Origin of the sequence: Rhizobium pisi, assembly GCF_003938655.1 — a bacterium.
GTDB lineage: Bacteria > Pseudomonadota > Alphaproteobacteria > Rhizobiales > Rhizobiaceae > Rhizobium > Rhizobium pisi.
Genome location: NZ_RJJT01000016.1, coordinates 130,277 through 148,847, shown reverse-complemented (window position 1 = coordinate 148,847; position 18,571 = coordinate 130,277). Strand labels below are relative to the sequence as shown.

The 18,571-nt window shown below is 62.0% G+C and carries 19 protein-coding genes; 11 read left to right on the top strand and 8 right to left on the bottom strand.

Going from position 1 to position 18,571, the window contains the following annotated elements; all coding sequences use genetic code 11:
* Positions 1-170: 170 nt before the first annotated feature.
* The 3 genes from EFD55_RS22495 to EFD55_RS22485 form a co-directional block, all read right to left on the bottom strand.
* On the bottom strand, positions 171-1,910 hold the full coding sequence (locus tag EFD55_RS22495; RefSeq protein WP_125847535.1) for a DEAD/DEAH box helicase: 1,740 nt from the start codon (positions 1,908-1,910) through the stop codon (positions 171-173).
* Between the two features lie 257 nt (positions 1,911-2,167).
* Positions 2,168-3,271, bottom strand: a complete 1,104-nt coding sequence (locus EFD55_RS22490) for a DNA alkylation repair protein (protein WP_125847529.1) — start codon at positions 3,269-3,271, stop codon at positions 2,168-2,170.
* A 71-nt stretch (positions 3,272-3,342) separates the two neighbouring features.
* The gene (locus EFD55_RS22485; RefSeq protein WP_125847527.1) at positions 3,343-3,660 is read right to left on the bottom strand and encodes a hypothetical protein; all 318 of its coding nucleotides are present in this window, start codon (positions 3,658-3,660) and stop codon (positions 3,343-3,345) included.
* Between EFD55_RS22485 and EFD55_RS33270 the strand changes: the two genes are divergently transcribed.
* Entirely contained in the window at positions 3,659-3,799 is a 141-nt protein-coding gene (locus EFD55_RS33270) for a hypothetical protein (protein WP_165504853.1), read from the top strand. The two genes, EFD55_RS22485 and EFD55_RS33270, sit on opposite strands and share 2 nt — an antisense overlap.
* Before the next feature lie 198 nt (positions 3,800-3,997).
* Positions 3,998-7,417 carry a response regulator gene (locus EFD55_RS22480; protein ID WP_125847525.1) on the top strand — a complete coding sequence of 1,140 codons (3,420 nt, stop codon included), beginning with the start codon at positions 3,998-4,000 and terminating at the stop codon, positions 7,415-7,417.
* A gap of 26 nt (positions 7,418-7,443) precedes the next feature.
* On the opposite strand, the gene mnmC2 is transcribed toward EFD55_RS22480, so the two are convergent.
* On the bottom strand, positions 7,444-8,172 hold the full coding sequence (gene mnmC2 / locus EFD55_RS22475; protein ID WP_125847524.1) for a tRNA (5-methylaminomethyl-2-thiouridine)(34)-methyltransferase MnmC2: 729 nt from the start codon (positions 8,170-8,172) through the stop codon (positions 7,444-7,446).
* Here mnmC2 and EFD55_RS22470 point away from each other — a divergent pair.
* The 8 genes from EFD55_RS22470 (at position 8,171) to EFD55_RS22435 (ending at position 13,666) form a co-directional block, all read left to right on the top strand.
* Positions 8,171-9,349 carry an NAD(P)/FAD-dependent oxidoreductase gene (locus EFD55_RS22470; RefSeq protein ID WP_125847522.1) on the top strand — a complete coding sequence of 393 codons (1,179 nt, stop codon included), beginning with the start codon at positions 8,171-8,173 and terminating at the stop codon, positions 9,347-9,349. The genes mnmC2 and EFD55_RS22470 overlap by 2 nt on opposite strands.
* A gap of 114 nt (positions 9,350-9,463) precedes the next feature.
* Positions 9,464-10,171: a DUF1045 domain-containing protein gene (locus EFD55_RS22465; protein WP_125847520.1), complete on the top strand. Its 708-nt coding sequence runs from the start codon at positions 9,464-9,466 to the stop codon at positions 10,169-10,171.
* A gap of 113 nt (positions 10,172-10,284) precedes the next feature.
* Positions 10,285-11,208: an allantoinase PuuE gene (puuE, locus tag EFD55_RS22460; protein ID WP_125847518.1), complete on the top strand. Its 924-nt coding sequence runs from the start codon at positions 10,285-10,287 to the stop codon at positions 11,206-11,208.
* A complete protein-coding gene (uraD, locus tag EFD55_RS22455; protein ID WP_125847516.1) occupies positions 11,208-11,708 on the top strand; it encodes a 2-oxo-4-hydroxy-4-carboxy-5-ureidoimidazoline decarboxylase in 501 nt (166 codons plus the stop codon). Before puuE ends, uraD begins: the two co-directional genes overlap by 1 nt.
* Positions 11,705-12,067 carry a HepT-like ribonuclease domain-containing protein gene (locus EFD55_RS22450; protein WP_125847514.1) on the top strand — a complete coding sequence of 121 codons (363 nt, stop codon included), beginning with the start codon at positions 11,705-11,707 and terminating at the stop codon, positions 12,065-12,067. The genes uraD and EFD55_RS22450 overlap by 4 nt, the downstream gene beginning before the upstream one ends.
* 4 nt (positions 12,068-12,071) lie before the next feature.
* Complete coding sequence (locus EFD55_RS22445; RefSeq protein ID WP_125847512.1) at positions 12,072-12,572, top strand: ureidoglycolate lyase; 501 nt, start codon at positions 12,072-12,074, stop codon at positions 12,570-12,572.
* Positions 12,569-12,925, top strand: a complete 357-nt coding sequence (uraH, locus tag EFD55_RS22440) for a hydroxyisourate hydrolase (RefSeq protein WP_125847510.1) — start codon at positions 12,569-12,571, stop codon at positions 12,923-12,925. Before EFD55_RS22445 ends, uraH begins: the two co-directional genes overlap by 4 nt.
* Positions 12,926-13,666, top strand: coding sequence for a metallophosphoesterase family protein (locus EFD55_RS22435; protein WP_125847509.1), 741 nt, complete (start codon positions 12,926-12,928; stop codon positions 13,664-13,666).
* Positions 13,667-13,716: 50 nt separating this feature from the next.
* Here the strand turns inward: EFD55_RS22435 and EFD55_RS22430 are convergent, their stop codons facing one another.
* From EFD55_RS22430 to puuD, 4 genes are all read right to left on the bottom strand, one after another.
* Positions 13,717-14,859, bottom strand: coding sequence for an alpha-hydroxy acid oxidase (locus tag EFD55_RS22430; RefSeq protein ID WP_125847507.1), 1,143 nt, complete (start codon positions 14,857-14,859; stop codon positions 13,717-13,719).
* Positions 14,860-14,886: 27 nt separating this feature from the next.
* Positions 14,887-15,192 carry a helix-turn-helix domain-containing protein gene (locus tag EFD55_RS22425; RefSeq protein WP_312860843.1) on the bottom strand — a complete coding sequence of 102 codons (306 nt, stop codon included), beginning with the start codon at positions 15,190-15,192 and terminating at the stop codon, positions 14,887-14,889.
* Positions 15,193-15,354: 162 nt separating this feature from the next.
* The gene (gene guaD / locus EFD55_RS22420) at positions 15,355-16,665 is read right to left on the bottom strand and encodes a guanine deaminase (RefSeq protein ID WP_125847504.1); all 1,311 of its coding nucleotides are present in this window, start codon (positions 16,663-16,665) and stop codon (positions 15,355-15,357) included.
* The gene (puuD, locus tag EFD55_RS22415; protein WP_125847502.1) at positions 16,662-17,900 is read right to left on the bottom strand and encodes a urate hydroxylase PuuD; all 1,239 of its coding nucleotides are present in this window, start codon (positions 17,898-17,900) and stop codon (positions 16,662-16,664) included. The genes guaD and puuD overlap by 4 nt, the downstream gene beginning before the upstream one ends.
* A 321-nt stretch (positions 17,901-18,221) precedes the next feature.
* On the opposite strand from puuD, the gene EFD55_RS22410 reads away from it, so the two are divergent.
* Complete coding sequence (locus tag EFD55_RS22410; protein ID WP_003565666.1) at positions 18,222-18,554, top strand: hypothetical protein; 333 nt, start codon at positions 18,222-18,224, stop codon at positions 18,552-18,554.
* The last annotated feature ends 17 nt before the right edge of the window (positions 18,555-18,571 follow it).

Sequence of the window (18,571 nt, the reverse complement as noted above, 5' to 3'; positions counted from 1 at the left end):
ACCAAAACCGGCCACGGCGTAAGCCGAAACCTCCTTCTTCGCCCTCTGCCAACACGACCGGCAAAGAATCCTATCGCCAAAAAAGCAAAACCCGCCGAAAAAATCGACGGGTTTGTCAGCAGTCTGAGGCCGGGAGAACCCGGCCTTTCTGATTTTCAGTCGATCGATGATCAGGCGCGTTCGCGGCGCTGGCCGCCATTGCGGGAGCCGGAGCCACCGCGGCGGTTACCGCCATTGCCCTCGCGGCGCGGTTCGCCGCCCTGGGCCTGCTGGGGGCCGCGGTCTTCGCCGTGCTTGCGGGCCGGGCGGCCGTGGGCGTGGCGGTTATTGCCGCGGTGATGGCCGCTCGGTTCGCCATTGGCATGGGCGCCTTGATGCGCAGGACGCTGCGGCTTTGCCGAGGGGCGGAAGTCGGAGGTCGAGACCAGGTCGTTGTCGGGGCCAAGATTCGGGGTCGCTTCGCCGCGGCGCTGGCCGCGGAAATCCTCGTTGCGGGCGGTGCGCTCGGGACGTGGACGACGCTCGTGGCGCTCCTCGCCGCCGGCGCGGACTTCGCTACCTTCGCCTTCACGGCGCGGGCGGCGTTCCTGGCGGTTGCCGCGATGCTCGGAGCGGTTCTGGTCGCCCCGGCCTTCGCCGCGACCATTACCTTCGCGACCCTGGCCGCCGCCACGGTTGCGGTTGTTGCCATTGCCGTTGCCGCGACGGGGGCCGCCGCCGCTGATATTGGCCGGCGCTTCGCCGCTGGCGACCGTGATGTCGATGCCCATCAGGCGCTCGATGTCACGCAGCAGCCTGGCTTCGTCGGGCGCGCAGAAGGCGATGGCGATGCCGTCGCGGCCGGCGCGCGCCGTGCGGCCGATGCGGTGAACATAGGCGTCGGGCACTTCAGGCAGGTCGTAGTTGTAGACGTGGCTGACGGCCGGGATGTCGATGCCGCGGGCGGCGACGTCGGTCGCGATCAGCGTCTTGATGCTGCCATCGCGGAAGGCCTTCAGCGCCCGTTCGCGCTGACCCTGGCTCTTGTTGCCGTGGATCGAGGCGACGGAATAGCCGATGTTTTCGAGATGCTTCATCAGCTTCTCCGCACCATGCTTGGTGCGCAGGAAGACAATGGCGCGGCCATCGGGGTTCTCTGTCAGCGACTTGCGGAGCAGTTCCGTCTTGTCGTTTTTGCCACCGACGAAATGGACGTACTGCTCGACCTTGTCGGCAGCCTTGCCCGGGGGCGTGACTTCGACCTTGACGGGATCTACGAGATATTCGCCGGCGAGATCGGCGATCGCCTTCGGCATGGTGGCCGAAAAGAGCATGGTCTGGCGCTTCTTCGGCACCAGCTTGGCGATCTTGCGCAGATCGTGCACGAAGCCGAGGTCGAGCATCTGGTCGGCTTCGTCAAGCACGAGAAAACGGACGGTGGTCAGCGTGATTGCGCGGCGATTGACGAGGTCGAGCAGGCGGCCGGGTGTTGCGACGAGGACGTCGGTGCCCTTTTCGAGCTGCAGCTGCTGCTTGTTGATCGAAACGCCGCCGACGACGACATTGATGCGCAGCGGCGACTTGCGGATGAACTTCTTCAGGTTATCGGCGATCTGGTTCACCAGTTCGCGGGTCGGCGCAAGGATCAGCGTCCGGGTCGTGCGGTTGTCGGGGCGGCGCTCGTCGGCAAGCAGCTTTTCGATGAGCGGCAGGCCGAAGGCGGCGGTTTTGCCGGTGCCGGTCTGGGCAAGGCCGATCAGGTCGCGGCCTTCGAGGAGGAGAGGAATGGCTTGCTCCTGGATCGGCGTCGGCGTTTCGATGCCGAGCTGGAACAAGGTGGCGACGATCGGCTTGGAGACACCAAGCGATTCAAAATTAGTCAAGGTATAACCTTTCGGGGCGCCACAATGACTATCGCCGGAACGCACCATGCGATCCGGTTTCATTCTGGCGTCAAGAACCCCGCGTGAAGTGGGAACTTGTGAGTTGGAAAAAGCTTTCCAGCGCTTCTGGCCGCTCTTGGGAGTGCGGCGCTCTATCGAATTGCGCTTTTGTCCCTTCTTCCTGCGTCCGTATTTTCTAGCAGGGGCACGCTCACGCGGCGGCCGGAAGGGTGAAAGCTGAGCTGCATTTGGGCCAGTTCGCGTGGAAAGTCAAGTGCAGTGCACAAGAAAGCCTCCGGTGGAATTTAGTTGGGCATGACAAGCACGAAGCTTTGCGATGCGCTTTCCGCACCGTTGACGAGGATGGCGATGCGGTGCTCGCCGGGATAATAGCGCCGCGTCGTGATCGGCCGCATGGCGTGGCGGCGCCCGATTGCATGGCTTTGGCCGGGCGCGAGCGAGATCGTCTTGCATTTGAAGACCTTGGGCGAGAGCGAGCCGTCAGCCTTCACGTGATGAATGGCGTAATCGATCATCAGCGATTGCGTGGCCTCGCCGGCATTCGTCACGCGGATTTCGAAATCCAGCCCTTCGCCGAAGAGCACTTCGTCCTTCGCAAGCCGCAGTTCGCATGCGAGCGAAGCAGCCGCGCCGAAGCCGAAATTGGCAAGAGCCCGTGCGTGTCCTTTCTTCAGAAGCGTGGGCGAGGCGTGCTTCAGCAGCCAGCGGCGTTCGGGGGAGGCGCCCTCGATGTGGCCGCCGATGAAGGCTGCGACCAGATCCGGATGATCCTTGGCGATGTCGTTCAGGCTGTTGGCGACGGAACGGCGCACATAATCCTCCGGATCATCCATCAGCGCTGTCAGGATGGACAGGATCGGCGCCGGGTCTTTCACGAGCTGCGGCAGGCGCATGGCCCAGGGCAGGCGCGGCCGCGTTCCCTCGCTCGCCAGCCGGCGCACATGCCGGTCGGGATCGCCGACCCAGCCGGAGATGATGGCAAGCGCACGCTGCTGGTCGCGATCGATGAAGGGGCGGATGCCATATTCGGCCGTGAAATGCGGCGTCAGCGCCTTCAGGAGATCAAGACCGAGATCAAAATGATCGGGGCCGCGGGCGGCTATGAACTGGTTGACCGGCAGCAGCATCCAGCCGGAAAGCCCGGCCTTGCCGACCGCAGGCAAGCTTGCCTTGAGAATGGCGGCTGCCTCGGGAAAATCATCGGGAAGCGTGGCAAATAGCGCGTCGCGGATCAGGGCCGAGCGCTCCATCAGTTCCAGGGCTCCAAGGCCGTCGGTCGCCAGATGTGCGAAACGATCCCGATCGAAGGAAGGCGCGTTGGCGGCAAGGTGATCGGCCATATCGCCGACCAGCCCTTCATGCAGCAGGTTCTTGAGCGGTTCCGGCATGCTGATCCTCCCTCTGTGGGAGGATTGGCCCGGCGCCGCCGGGAGGTCAAGCGGCGCCGGATGCGGTTTCTCTATTCCGTGCAGACTTTGACGCGGTAGGGATCGCCCCAATCGTCATGCCGCCATTCGAGATGGCAATAGGACGGACGGTAATAGGTCCGGTAGACCGGATATGCACGATACGTGGGGTAGGCGGGGTAGGCAGGATAAACGGGGTAGGCGGGACGGGCAGCCTCGGACAGCAAGGCTCCGCCGACGACGCCGGCGGCAAGGCCGCCCCAGAAGGCGTCGCGCGGACGGGCATCTGCGGTGGTGGCAGTGGCGAGCGAGGCGCCGGCAAAGGTCAGCGCGATCAGGCCCGTTGCCATGGTCTTATGAAGAACGGACATGGTATTTTCCTTTCATGGTGGCTTCCATAAAGCCATGTCGAGGCTCGGCCCGGATCGCGGCGGCGAGATGGCCGCGCAAGCGCTTCCCGCATTAAATTTTCGTCATGATTTCAACGGATACCGGCTTAGAAGGGCATGAGGTCGGAGCTGGGATTCCGCCGGTTGCGCCGGCCTTTCAGGCTCGTGCAAGCCCGGACTGTCAATGTGAGACATCTTCAGCTTGGTAAGCCGGCTTGCAAAATTCCGCCACCAAAATTTATGGTTAAAACTTTGTTAAAAGCCTTGGCGTTATGGTCTTTGTAGTCGATATTTCATTTATTGCGGGAGCGACAATTTCTTGAAAGCAGCCGGGGAACTTCTGGAATTGGCTTGCCGCCGGATCGCTGATCTGGACACCCCGGCCTATGTCAAGAACAGCGAATTGCGTTATGTCGCCGTCAACGAGGCCTATGCCGATTTCCTGGGCCGCGAGATTTCCGATTTCATCGGCAGGCGGAGCCGCGAGCTCTTCGATCGTCCCGAAGAGGAGGATCGCGAGGACAAGGAACGCCGCGCGTTGGTGTTCGGCACCGAGGAAAACGCCATCTGCTTCGATGCCGCAGGCCGCCATCACGAGCGCATCCAGATCGAAAGCTTCTCTCCGTCGCCGGATCGGGCCTATGTGCTCGGCATTTTCGAACTACGCGAACAGCCGCGCCTGGCCATCGGCGGCCAGGGGATTGTTAACAACCCCGGGATTGCGAGCAACCCTGGGATTGTGAGCAACCCTGGGATTGCCGCCGATTTCGCCCGCGTGCGTGAGGCGCTGGAAAAACTCGATCATCCAATCGGCATTTTTGCGGAAGACGGACGCCCGCTGATCGTCAATGCGAGCTATCGCAACGGCGCGAAGCCTGCTGCCGCCGGCGATTCAGCCTGGGGCGAAAGCGTCAATGAACTCGACGTTCTACGCACTGTGCTTGAAGACCTGCCGGTTGCAGTCTTCGTGCGCGACGACGAGCACCGCCTGGTCTATGCCAACAAGTATTATGAGACCTTCAGCGGCAATTCCCGCTCACAGTATCTGGGAATGACCGAACATGAAATGTTCGGGCCGGAAGGTGGCGAGGCGATCTACCAGGAAAACCTGCTGGCGCTGAAGCACGGCATATCGGTGGAACTCGAGAGCGAGATGCCGAGCCAGAGCGGCCACATCTATCCGGTCATCTCACGCGTCAACCGTGTCATGACGGCGGAGGGGCGAACTTATGTCGTCGGCTCCTTCTCCGACATCTCGCCCCTCAAGGAACGCGAGAAGGCGCTGATTGAGTCGCGCAAGCAGGAAGAAATACTGCATCGGGATATCGAGAGCATCCTGCGGTCGCTGCCGGTCGGCGTGCTGATCCTCGATAACGACCACCAGATTCTCTACGTCAACGACGAATTCTACAGCATCTGGGAACTGCCGCTCGACGACCGCTTCGACGGCCGCCCTTTCCTCGACGTCATCCGCCGCAACGACGAGCTCGGGCGCTACGACGGCACGCAGACGCCGGAGGAAATCTACGCTTTCCGCAAGCATCTCTTCGAGGCCGAAGAGCCCGAGCCGATCGAACTCGGCTGGGCAGGCGGCAAATCGGTCATCTTCGACAGCCGCCGCATCTCCAACGATCGCATCCTGCTCACCTATGCCGACATCTCGGCGGTGCGGGAGCGGGAAATGGAAATCCACGAGACGCGCGCCGCACTCGAGCGGCTCGGCGAAATGATGCGCGATGCGACACATGCGATGTCGCAGGGCATCGCCATCGTCCAGGACAGCGTCATCAAGATGTCCAACGAGGCGATGGCCGACATCCTGCAAATCCCGCCTCACTATATCGAGCCCGGTCAGGGTTGGCTCGGCATGTTCGAATTCTGCGCGGCGCGCGGCGATTTCCACGATGCTGCGGACGAGATCCTGCAGGAGTGGCGCGCCAACATCGCGGCCAGGCAGCCGATTTCCACCGTCTTCCATGTCGGCGGCGAGCGCTGGGTGAACATGGATGCGACCGTCAGCAGCGGACAACACTGGGTGGCGCTTTTCACCGACGTCACGGAACTCAAGAGCCGCGAGGAGGACCTGCGCGAGCTTCTGTCGCGCGCCGAAGCGGCCGACCGCGCCAAATCCGAATTCCTTGCCAATATGAGCCATGAAATCCGCACGCCGATGAACGGCGTGCTTGGCATGGCGGAACTGCTTGCCAAGACCAATCTCGACACGCGCCAGAAGACCTTCATCGACATCATCGTCAAGTCGGGCAATGCGCTGCTGACTATTATCAACGACATCCTGGATTTCTCGAAGATCGATGCCGGGCAGATGAGACTGCGGAAAGCCGCCTTCGATATCACCGAAGCGGTGGAGGACGTGGCGACGCTCCTGTCTTCGCATGCCGCCGAGAAGAATATCGAGCTTCTGGTGCGGGCGGCGCCGGATCTGCCTGCCGCCGTGATCGGAGACGCCGGGCGTTTCCGCCAGATCGTGACCAATCTGGTCGGCAACGCCGTCAAATTCACCGAGCGCGGGCATGTCTTCGTCGATGTCGGCTTCGAGACGATCGCCGGCGGCGAGATCATGGCGAGCATCCGCATCGAAGATACGGGCATCGGCATTCCCAGCGAAAAGCTCGCATCGGTCTTCGACAAGTTCTCGCAGGTCGACGCCTCCTCGACCCGCCGGCATGAGGGAACGGGGCTCGGCCTTGCAATCACCGCCGGCCTCGTCGATCTCTTCGGCGGCTATCTCAATGTCGACAGCGAATGGGGCAAGGGTTCGATCTTCACCGTCAACCTGCCCTTCGCGGTGGCCGCTGCCCGTCTTGAGCCGAAGCCGCTGCCGATCAACGTGCAGGGCGCGCGCATCCTCGTCGTCGACGACAATGAAGTGAACCGCCGCATCCTCACCGAACAGCTTTCGCTCTGGGGCTTTGACGGCGTGGCCGCCGAGGGCGGCGGCACCGGCCTTGCCATCCTGGAGGCGGCGGCCGATCTCGGCATCACCGTCGACGCCGTCGTGCTCGACTATCACATGCCCGATATGAACGGCGCCGATGTCGCGCGCCGGCTGCGCGCCGATCCCCGCTTCGTCGAGCTGCCGATCATCTTCCTGACGTCGATGGATATTTCGGGCACGGAAAAGGAATTTGCCGCGCTGAACGGCCACGCGCATCTGATGAAGCCTGCGCGCGCCAATGTGCTGCGCAACACCGTCGTCGAAGTCGTGCGCGCCCGTCGCGTCAAGCAAGCCTCGGAAGCCGAGATCGCCCGGCTGCAGGCGGAAGCGGCCGTACCGGCGCCAGCGCCTGTAGTTGTGCCGCAGAAGCGTGCGGCCGAATTCGTCGACGTGCTCGTCGCCGAGGACAACGAGGTCAACCAGATCGTCTTCACGCAAATCCTGCAGGGGACCGGCCTTTCCTTCCTCGTCGTCGAGAATGGCGAGCAGGCGGTCGCCGCCTGGGAGCAGCACACGCCGCGCATCATCATGATGGACGTGTCGATGCCCGTCATGAACGGCCATGAAGCGACCCGAGTGATCCGGAAACGGGAACAGGGGCAGGGCCATCGCGTGCCGATCATCGGCGTCACCGCCCATGCCCTCGAAAGCGACCGCGAACTCTGCCTGGACGCCGGCATGGACGACTACATGTCGAAGCCGATCAGCCCTGAACTGCTGGAGGAGAAGATCCGGCAATGGCTCGGCAAGGACGAGCAGCAGCCGGGGCACACCAGCTACTGATCTCAGTCGAGTGACGCCGGCAAACTCTACCGGGCGAGTGGCTTGACGCCGCAGAGCATTTCGCGTTTGCCGGCGAAGCCTTTGCGGCGTTCGACGGTAAAGCCGGCGGCGATGAGATTGCGGCGTACGAAGCCGGCTGCGGCATAGGTGGCGAAGGTGCCGCCGACTGCGGTCTTTTCGGCGACGCGGCGCATCAGTTCTTCCGACCACATGTCGCCGTTGCGCGAGGGGGCGAAACCATCGAGATACCAGGCGTCGAAGCCGGGCTCTGCCGCAGCGACGCCGCCGAGTGCAGCGCCGCAGACGACGCTGAGCCTGGTCTGGGCATCGAGGTCGAGCGTGACGGTGTCGGCCGGCGTTTGCGGCCAAGCCGCCGTCAGCACCTCGCGCTCGGCGTCGATCTCCGGCCAGTGCGAGAGCGCCCGGCCGATCTCTTCACCGCGCATCGGGTGGAGTTCGAAGGAGATGAAATGCAGGTGCTGGCCGCCCGCACGCTGGAGCTTCCATTGCCGCCAGGTCTCGGCGAAGTTCAGGCCGGTGCCGAAGCCGAGTTCGCCGATCACGAATTCCTGCCGCCCGTTCCAGCGCTCCGGCAGGCCGTTGCCGGCGAGGAAGACGTGGCCGCATTCCAGCCGCCCATCGGTCTGGCAATAAAAATGGTCGCCAAAGGCCGTGGAATAGGGCATATCGCCGTTGCGCCATTCGAGCGGCTGCGGCGCGCCCGCGCCAATCTGATCGGGATTCACGTCTGTCATGGAAAAAGCCGATAGTCCGGCGCCGGTCTCAGGTCAATCGTCCTCAGAATTACTGATCGTCGGCGGTGGCATCATGGGTCTCTGGGCAGCCGTCCATGCCGAGCGCCGGGGCATCCGTACCCTTATCGCCGACGCCGGCAGGTTGGGCGAAGGTGCAAGCGGCGGCCTGCTCGGCGCGCTGATGCCGCATATGCCGGATCGGTGGTCGGAGAAGAAGAAGTTCCAGTTCGATGCGCTGGTTTCGCTCGAAGCAGACATCGCAGCGCTCGAAGCCGAGACCGGGCTTTCCGCCGGTTATGCCAGGTCCGGGCGGTTGATCCCGCTCCCGAAGCCGCATCTCAACCGCATAGCACGCGGCCATTCCGAGGATGCCGAACGCCATTGGCGGGCAGGCGAGCGCCGCTTCCACTGGCATGTGCTCGACAGGCCCGATGTAGACGATTGGGTCGAGGCATTAGCCGGCGACAGCGGCTTCGTGCACGACACGCTCGCCGGCCGTGTTGCGCCCCGCTCGTTGATCTCAGTGCTGATCGCCTTCCTCCAGCGGGCAAAACATGTGCGCATCATGGAACATGCTGTCGTCGCCGGTCTCGATCCCGATCGGGGCATGGCTGAGATCGGCGGCGAATCCATTGCCTTCCGTCACTGCATCCTGGCTGCCGGTCATCAGTCCTTTCCCCTGCTGCGGGATCTGACGCCGGGGCTGACACAGCCGCTCGGCCAACCGGTGAAGGGACAGGCGGCGCTGCTGAAAGTGGATATCGACCCGGCGCTGCCAACGATCTTTCTCGACGGGCTCTACATCGTCGCGCATGAGGGGGGACATGCGGCGATCGGCAGCACCAGCGAGAACCGTTTCGACGATCCCTTTTCGACCGATGCCCAGCTCGACGCGCTGATCGAGGCGGCGCGCGGTATCGTGCCGGCGCTTCGCAGCGCACCTGTCGTCGAGCGATGGGCGGGGCTTCGCCCGAAGGCGATCGACCGCGATCCGATGATCGGCTCCCACCCCGATCACCCGCGCCTGATCGCGCTCACCGGCGGCTTCAAGGTCAGCTTCGGCCTTGCGCATCGATTGGCGGAGGCGGCGGTTTGTATCGCAGGCGATGAACATTGCGGATTTTTGCTGCCGGAAAGCTTCGCGATTTCAGGCCACATCGCGGTGGCTTCACGTTAAACGTGAATTTCTCGCTGCTCTGCTTCGTTATTCTGTCATGCAAATCACCTATCTGCTTGCGCATCGACAGCGCCTGACACAAATGGCGCTCACTTCCTTGATGGAGGAAATTGCATGCGCTATGCCATTTGCTTCACGCCTCCGGCGAGCGACCCGCTGTCGCTCGTGGCCGCCAATTGGCTTGGCCGAAACGTGTTTTCCGGCGATGTGACGGAGCCTCCGGCCGTTCGCGGCCTCGGCATTCACGAGATCGCCTTCCATACTGCCGTGCCGCGCCGCTATGGTTTTCACGGTGTTTTGAAGGCGCCGTTCCACCTGTCTTCCGATGTGTCGGAATCTCAACTCCTGCGCGATCTTATGCGTTTCTCCGGAACCGTCCTTCCCTTCCGGATGCCGCGTCTCGAAGTCGCCAGGCTCGGCAATTTCTACAGCCTGCTACCGAACATTCCGTGTGAGCAGATCCAGTATCTCGCCTCGGCGATCGTGCAGGAATTCGACCGTTTCCGTGCGCCGCTCAGCGAAGCCGACATCGAGCGCAGCGATCCGGACGGGTTGTCGGCAGCGCAGTTCGCCAATCTGCATCGCTGGGGCCATCCTTACGTGATGGAGGAATTCCGCTTCCACATGCCGGTGACAGGCCCCATCAACGCGATCGACATGCCGCGCATCGAGCCGGCGCTGCGGACGATCTTCGAGCCCGTGTTGCGAGAGCCGATCATGGTTTCGAACGTGGCGCTGATGATCGAGGAAGGCACCGGCGGTCCCTTCCGCGTTCATTCTCTGCATCCGATGGGCAAGGTCAGCGCACGCAAGATCGCCTGAAAATCTCCGCACTAAGTATTTGTTCTGCAACGGTAAAATTCCGTTGCGCAGTTTCCGTCTCGACATTCCGGCTGCGGATGATACCGTTCCTCGTCTTTTCAGAAGGTGATTTGATGGTATCCGAGACTTATCCGCGCAATCTCGTCGGCTATGGGCGTCAGACGCCCGATCCGAAATGGCCGGACGAGGCACGCATCGCCGTGCAGTTCGTCATCAATTACGAAGAGGGGGGCGAAAGCTCGATCCTCGACGGCGACCCGGCTTCCGAAAACCTGCTGTCGGAGATCGTCGGTGCGGCGGCCTGGCCGGGCCAGCGCAACCTCAACATGGAATCGATCTACGAATATGGTTCACGTGCCGGTTTCTGGCGGCTCTGGCGGATGTTCACCGATCTCAAGGTGCAGGCAACCGTTTACGGGGTGACGCTGGCGATGGCCCGCAACCCTGAGGCCGTCGCCGCCATGAAGGAGGCCGGCTGGGAGATCGCCAGCCACGGCTACCGCTGGCTGGAATATAAGGATTTTCCCGAGGATCTGGAGCGCAAGCACATCCTCGAAGCCGTGCGCCTGCATACCGAACTCACCGGCGAGCGGCCTTACGGCATGTACCAGGGCAAGCCTTCCGACAACACGCTGCGGCTGGTTCAGGAGGAGGGCGGTTTCCTCTACTCCTCCGATTCCTATGCCGACGACCTGCCTTACTGGGTGAAGGGCGTCGACGGGAAGCCTTTCCTGATCATTCCCTACACGCTCGAAACCAACGACATGCGTTTCGCGACGCCGCAGGGCTTCAATTCAGGCGACCAGTTTTTCACCTATCTCAAGGATGCCTTCGACACGCTCTATGAGGAGGGCAAGGACGGCAGCCCGAAGATGATGTCGGTCGGCCTGCATTGCCGCCTCGTCGGGCGCCCCGGCCGCGCGGCGGCGCTGAAGCGCTTCATCGAATATGTGCTGAAGCACGACAAGGTCTGGATTCCGCGCCGCATCGAGATCGCCGAGCACTGGCACAAACACCATCAGCCGGAAGCGCTCTGATGCTGTCGCGCGAGGATTTTGTCTCCCGCTTCGGCGGCGTCTTCGAACATTCGCCGTTCATCGCCGAGCGTGCCTATGATGCCGGCAGCGTGAAGGAGCCGCTGACGGCATCAGGCGTACATGCGGCCCTTGCCGCCGTCTTCCGCGCGGCAGGCCGAGAGGAGCGCCTCGGCGTGCTGCGGGCTCACCCCGACCTTGCCGGGCGCCTGGCTATCGCTGGCGAACTCACCGAGGACAGCCGCAAGGAGCAGGCCGGCGCCGGGCTCGACCGGTTGAGCCCGGCCGAGCACGCCCGCTTCACCGAACTCAACTCGGCCTATGTCGAAAAATTCGGCTTTCCCTTCATCATCGCCGTGAAGGGGCTCGGCAAGGACGATATCCTGTCGGCCTTCGAAGCGCGGATCGGCAACAACAGGGACGACGAGTTGGCGACCGCGGCTGCTCAGGTCGAGCGGATCGCGCTGCTGCGCCTGACATCAATGCTGCCGGAGGCTGAATGAAAGAGCGGCGCGCCATCGACTATCTCAATGAAATGTATGAAGCGGCATCAGAGGCGCTGTCTTTCATCGGCGGAATGGACGAGACGGCGTTTTCCGGCGACAAGCTCACCTTCAAGGCGGTTGCCTTCTGCCATTTCACCATCGGTGCTGCAGCGTCTCGCCTGTTGGTGACGCATCCGGAATTTGCGACCGAGCATCCCACACTGCCATGGACGAAAATCTGCGGCACGGGCAACCGTATCCTCGAAGACGTCTTCGATCTCAATCCATCGGAGATATGGGAGGCGACTTATCGCACGCTGCCGGAGCTTCTTTCCGCAATCGATACTGTCCGCTACTGGCATGCCCAAGGCGAGTGAAACCATGTCCGAATACCTCGACATCCGCCCACTCACCAAATCCGCCTTTGCTCCTTTCGGCGAGGTGATCGAGGCCGATCCGGCCTCGATGCGGCTCATCAACGGCGGCACGACCGAGCGTTTCCACGCATTGGCCGTGGCGCAAGCGACGGGCGAGGGCGCGCGCGTCATCATCAATCTCTTTCGCGGCCAGCCGCGCAGCTTTCCCTATGATGTCGACATGATGGAGCGCCATCCCTTCGGCAGCCAGAGTTTTTCGCCGATTTCGGACCGTCCCTTTCTCGTCGTCGTCTCGGAGGATGAGAACGGACGCCCGGGCAGGCCGCAGGTGTTTCGCGCGCGCGGAGACCAGGGCGTGAACTACGGCCGCAATGTCTGGCATCATCCGCTGATGGCGCTCGGCCAAGCCTCCGATTTCCTGGTCGTCGACCGCGACGGGCCAGGCAACAATCTGGAGGAATTCTTCTTCGAAACCCCCTTCATCATCAAAGAGCCAGCCCTATGACCGGACTGACCACGCATGTTCTCGATACCGCTCTCGGCAAGCCCGCCGAGGGCTTGAGGATCGATCTCTTCCGGCTCGACGGCGATATCCGCATGCATCTGACGACGGTTGTGACCAATGCCGACGGCAGGGTCGACGGCGGCCCGATTCTCGTCGGCGAGAATTTCCACGTCGGGACCTACGAATTGGTCTTCCACGCCGGCGATTATCTCAGAGCCTGCGGTACGCCGCTGCCGCATCCGGCCTTCCTCGATCTCGTGCCCATCCGCTTCGGTATCGCCGATATCACGGCGCACTACCACGTGCCGCTGCTGATCTCGCCCTATGGCTATTCCACCTATCGAGGCAGTTAGATGCGTTTTGCCGCAATCGCCGATATCCATGGCAATCACCTGGCGCTCGAGGCAGTGCTTGATGACATTCGCGCGCAGGGCATCGAGGAGATCGTCAATCTCGGTGACTTCTTCAGCGGGCCACTGGAGGCCGGCCGGACGGCTGATATCCTGATGCCGCTCGGCATGACCTCGGTGCGCGGCAATCACGACCGATACCTGATCGAACAGGATCCGGCCTCCATGCATGCCTCGGATGCCGCCGCTTATCGTCAGTTGTCGCCGTCGCATCTCGACTGGGTTCGTAGCCTGCCGTTCGATACTGTCTATCGCGGTGAGGTCTATCTCTGCCATGCGACGCCGAAGGACGACAATCTTTACTGGCTGGAATCTGTTTCGCCGGAGGGTTTCGTCTTCCTGAAGCCGATCGAGGCGATCGAGGCACTGGCCGAGGGCATCGACCTGCCGCTGATCCTTTGCGGCCACAGCCACCTTCCGCGCGCTATCAGGCTTTCCGACGGTCGCCTGATCGTCAATCCCGGCAGCGTCGGCTGCGCGGCCTATGACGACGAGCTGCCCTACTACCACAAGGTGGAAGTCGGCCATCCCCTGGCGAGTTATGCCATTCTGGAAAAGACGGCGGCCGGATGGATATGGCAGTTCCGAACGGTCGCCTATGACCATAAGGCGATGTCGGCACTGGCCGCCGAAAGGGGCCGTGCCGACTGGGCGAGCGCGCTGGCAGCGGGCTGGGTGAGATAGCCGGTCGCCTTTGTGGCCGACGCACCGCTATTCTCTGTCAGCGCTGCAGTTTATTGCCGCCCGTCGATAATCGACGAGTTCACGTCGTTGATGTCGCGCTTGCCGCAGAGTGCCATGGTGATGTCCATCTCCTTGCGGATGATGCCGAGCGCCAGCGTGACGCCTTCCTTGCCCATGGCGCCGAGCCCATAGAGGAAGGGGCGGCCGATGTAGGTGCCTTTCGCGCCGAGTGCCAAGGCCTTCAGCACGTCCTGGCCGGAGCGGATGCCGCCGTCGAGGTGAACCTCGATGCGGTCGCCGACGGCATCGATGATCTTCGGCAGCATGCTGATCGAGGAGGGGGCGCCGTCAAGCTGGCGGCCGCCGTGATTGGAGACGATGATCGCGTCGGCGCCGGTATCGACGGCCGCCCTGGCATCCTCCGGATCGAGTATGCCCTTGATGATCAGCGGGCCGCCCCATTGTTCCTTGATCCAGGCGACATCCGACCAGGATAACTGCGGGTCGAATTGCTCGTGCGCGAACGTGGACACGGAGGCGACGTTGGCGACATTTTTCGCATGGCCGACGATGTTGCCGAAATATCGGCGCTTCGTCTGCAGCATATCAAGGCACCAGAATGGCCGCATCGCCATCTGCCAGAGGTGCTTCGGGGTAAATTTCGGCGGCGCCGAGAGGCCGTTGCGGAGGTCCTTGTGGCGCTGGCCGAGGATCTGCAGGTCGGCCGTCAGCACCAGCGCCGAACATTTGGCAGCCTTGGCGCGACGGATGAGATCGAGGACGAAATCCCTATCCCTCATGACGTAAAGCTGAAACCAGAAGGGTCGCGTCGTCACCGAGGCGACGTCCTCGATCGAGCAGATGCTCATGGTCGACAGGGTGAAGGGAACGCCGAATTCTTCCGCCGCGCGCGCCGCCAGCATCTCGCCGTCAGCATGCTGCATTCCTGTCATGCCGGTCGGCGCCAGCGCCACCGGCATCGACACTTTCTGGCCGATCATCGTCGTTTCCAGCGAGCGGTTGCTCATATCGACCAAAACCCGCTGGCGCAGCTTGATCTGGCTGAAATCGCTCTCATTCGCCCGATAGGTAGATTCCGTCCAGGCGCCCGAATCCGCATAGTCGAAAAACATCTTGGGAACACGGCGCTGTGCGAGTTTTTTCAGATCTTCGATGGTGAGCGGAGTGGCCATGAAAGGAACCTTCACATCTGAACGCAGCTATCGGATCGGTTGGATCAGAATATCCAGGGGAATGCCGAGATGTCCATGCAACCGCCGGATCATTTCGAGTGAAAGCGCACGCTTTCCGTTGAGGATTTCGGCTATTCGTCCGCGGCTACCGAGAATGGGTTCCAGATCCTTTCGCATCAGCCCCTGTTGTTCCATCTGGAAGAGGATGGCATCGATCGGATCGGGCAGGTCGATCGGGTATCGCGCTGTTTCATAGACGTCGATAAGCGTTGCCAGAATATCGAGCTTTTCGGCTTTGGGCGAACCGTCGTTCGCTCCCCAAAGCTGCTTCAACGGCAGGAGGGCGAATCATCGTCATTGCGGATGGGTTTCAACTCATTCCTGTTCGGCCGTCTTTGGCCGTCAGGGCTTTCGACAAATTCAGCTAGGGTGCGACGGGCGGTCACCCTCATGTCGAAACCATGTCACGCTCCCATTTTGGGAGCAATGAGGATGTCATCGAAGCCCTGCTTTCAATGCGACGCCGGCCACATAGGTTTCGGCAATCGCCCGGTCGTCGCCCATGGTCTGCAAGAGGAAGAGTTCCTCGGGCAGCGTCTTGACCGTTTCCATCTTCAGCGCCATGGCCGGGGTCGCGACGGCGTTAAGGATGACGAGATCGGCTTCGGTGCCGGGGTCCAGCGTGCCGATCCGGTCGACCAGCGACAGCGCCTCGGCATTGCCGCGTGTCATCAGGTAATAGCTGTCCAGCGGGTTCAGGCGCTCGCCGAGCAACTGCTGGATCTTATAGGCCTCGTCCATGGTCCTGAGCATGGAATAGCTGGAGCCGCCGCCGATGTCGGTTGCGACACCGATACGGACCGGCTTTTCGCGGCGCGCCAGCGCCTTCAGCGGAAACAGGCCGGAGCCGAGGAAAAGGTTCGAGGTCGGGCAGTGGACGGCAACGGCGCCGGTCTCGCTCATCACATCGGCTTCGCGCTCGGAGAGATGTATGGCGTGGCCGAAGAGGCTTTTCGGTCCGAGCAGGCCGTAGCGGGCGTAGATGTCGGTATAGTCGATCGCCTCGGGATAGAGCTCGCAGGTGAATTTGATCTCGTCGTGGTTTTCCGAAAGATGCGTCTGGATGTGCAGGTCGGGAAATTCGCGGACGAGGGCCGATGTCGCTTCCATCTGCGCCGGCGTCGAGGTGATGGCGAAGCGCGGGGTGATGGCAACATGGTTGCGGCCCTTGCCGTGCCAGTCCGAAATCACCTGGCGGGTCTCGTCATACCCCATCTCGGGCGTGTCGAGCAGGCCCTGCGGGGCGTTGCGGTCCATCATCACCTTGCCGCCGACCATGCGCATGTTGCGCTTCATCGCCTCGGCGAAGAAGGCGTCGGCCGAGGTCTTGTGCACGGAGCAATAGGCGACCGCCGTCGTCGTGCCGTGGCGGATCAGCTCGTCATAGAAATGCGTGGCGATCCTTTGAGCATGGGCGCTTTCGACGAAGCGGCATTCCTCGGGAAAGGTGTAGGTGTTCAGCCATTCGAGCAGGTTGGCGGCATAGGAGGCGATGACCTGCATCTGCGGAAAATGCAGGTGCATGTCGATGAAGCCGGGCATGATCAGATGCGGGCGATGGTCAATCTCGGCCGTGCCCTCGGCCGCCTTTGCCTTGACTTCGGCATAAGGGCCGGCAGCCGCGATCAGCCCGTCCTCGATCAACAGGCCGCCGTCCTCCTCGTAGAGGTAGCTTTGGCTGTCGGTGAGACCAAGCGGCGCGCGATGGAAGGATAGGAGGCGGCCGCGCAGGAGTGTTGTCGTCATTCTTTTTTGCCTTCGACTGCGCTTTCGAACCACGCGACGAGCAGCTTGCGTTCATCAGGCGTGATATCGGTCACGTTGCCGGGCGGCATGGCATGGCTGCGGCCCGCCTGTATATAGATTTCGCGGGCATGAGCGGCGATTTCCGCGTCGTTTTCGAGTATTACGCCCTTCGGCGGCCGCACGATACCCTCATAGGCCGGCTCGGCCGCATGGCACATGGAACAGCGCGTCGAGACCAGTTGCTTGACGGCCGGAAAGTGCGGATCGCCGGCGAATTGCTGGAAGGCGGGTGCGACGGCTGCCGCATCCGTTTCGCCGGTCAGCAGCTTCGGTGCGGTCGAAAGCCACATGATCAGGATGAAGAGGATGACGGTGACGATCCAGGTCCAGGTCGGCCGCCCTTTCCTTGCATGCGTGGTGTTGAACCAGTGGCGGATGGTGACGCCCATCAGGAAGACCAGCGCGGCGATCAGCCAGTTGAACTGCGTGCCGAAGGCCAGCGGATAATGGTTCGACAGCATGAAGAAGATGACGGGCAGCGTCAGGTAGTTGTTGTGCAGCGAACGCTGCTTGGCGATCTGTCCGTATTTGGGATCGGGCGTGCGGCCGGCAATGAGATCGGCAACGACGATCTTCTGGTTGGGGATGATGATCATGAAGACGTTGGCCGACATGATCGTCGCGGTGAAGGCGCCGAGATGCAGGAAGGCGGCGCGGCCGGTAAAAAGCTGCGTGTAGCCCCAGGCCATGAAGACGAGCACGGCATAGAGCACCGCCATCAGTCCCCAGGTGTTTTTCCCAAGCGGGGATTTGCAGAGCAGGTCGTAGACGATCCAGCCGAAGGCAAGCGATGCCAGCGAGATCAGGATCGCGACGGGCGGGGTGATGTCGAGCACGTGCCGATCGATGAGGAAGAGGTCGGCGCCGCCGTAGTAGACGATGCAGAGCATCAGGAAGCCGGAAAGCCAGGTGAAGTAGCTCTCGTATTTGAACCAGGTCAGGTGCTCCGGCATCTGGGCGGGCGCCACCAGATACTTCTGGATATGGTAGAAGCCGCCGCCGTGGACCTGCCATTCCTCGCCATAGGCTCCGGGCGGCAGATGCGGGCGTTTCACCAGGCCGAGATCGAGCGCGATGAAATAGAAGGACGATCCGATCCAGGCGATCGCGGTGATGACATGGAACCAGCGTGCCGCGAAGGCCAGCCATTCCCATGCTATGGCATATTCATACATCGAGTTCCCCTATCTTCCTCCGACTCGCGACATTGCGGAAATTTTGGCGGGGAGGGAAGAGGAGATTGCAGGACTGCACATGCGCCTGGCTTCTGCAACGGCGGCAAGGCCAAGGCTGCCGGCCGCGACCGCATCGTCGATCCCTATTGCGTGCCTAAAAGCTGCCGAGAAGACTGTGCATTATCTCCGGCTTATACTTGATCTGCTCATTGAGCAGATCTTGAAACCGTAGTGGCTAGATTACAGTTATGTTGCAGGCCGCCGGAATAAAATAAGAACCGTTGGATATCGGCGGCGCATTCATCGACGGAGAAGATGCTCATGCGCAGTATTCTGACGTGTGTGATGATTGCGTATGCGTCGCTGGCGACGGCTCACGACGCACCTTCGGGGTGGAGTTATGACCCCTATTGTTGCAATGGCGACAGTCATAATGGCGACTGCCAGATGATCCCTTCCAAAAGCGTGGCGGTGACGCCAGGCGGGTATCGTGTGACGCTGCTGCCGGGCGACCACCGGCTGGTCACGCATGCCCACGTCTTCCTGCTGCCGATGACGAAGGCGATGCAATCCGGCGACAACGACTATCATCTCTGTCTGTTCCCGAACGAGGATACGCCGCGCTGCTTCTATGCGCCGGAGATGGGCTACTGAAACAGGACCAAAGATCG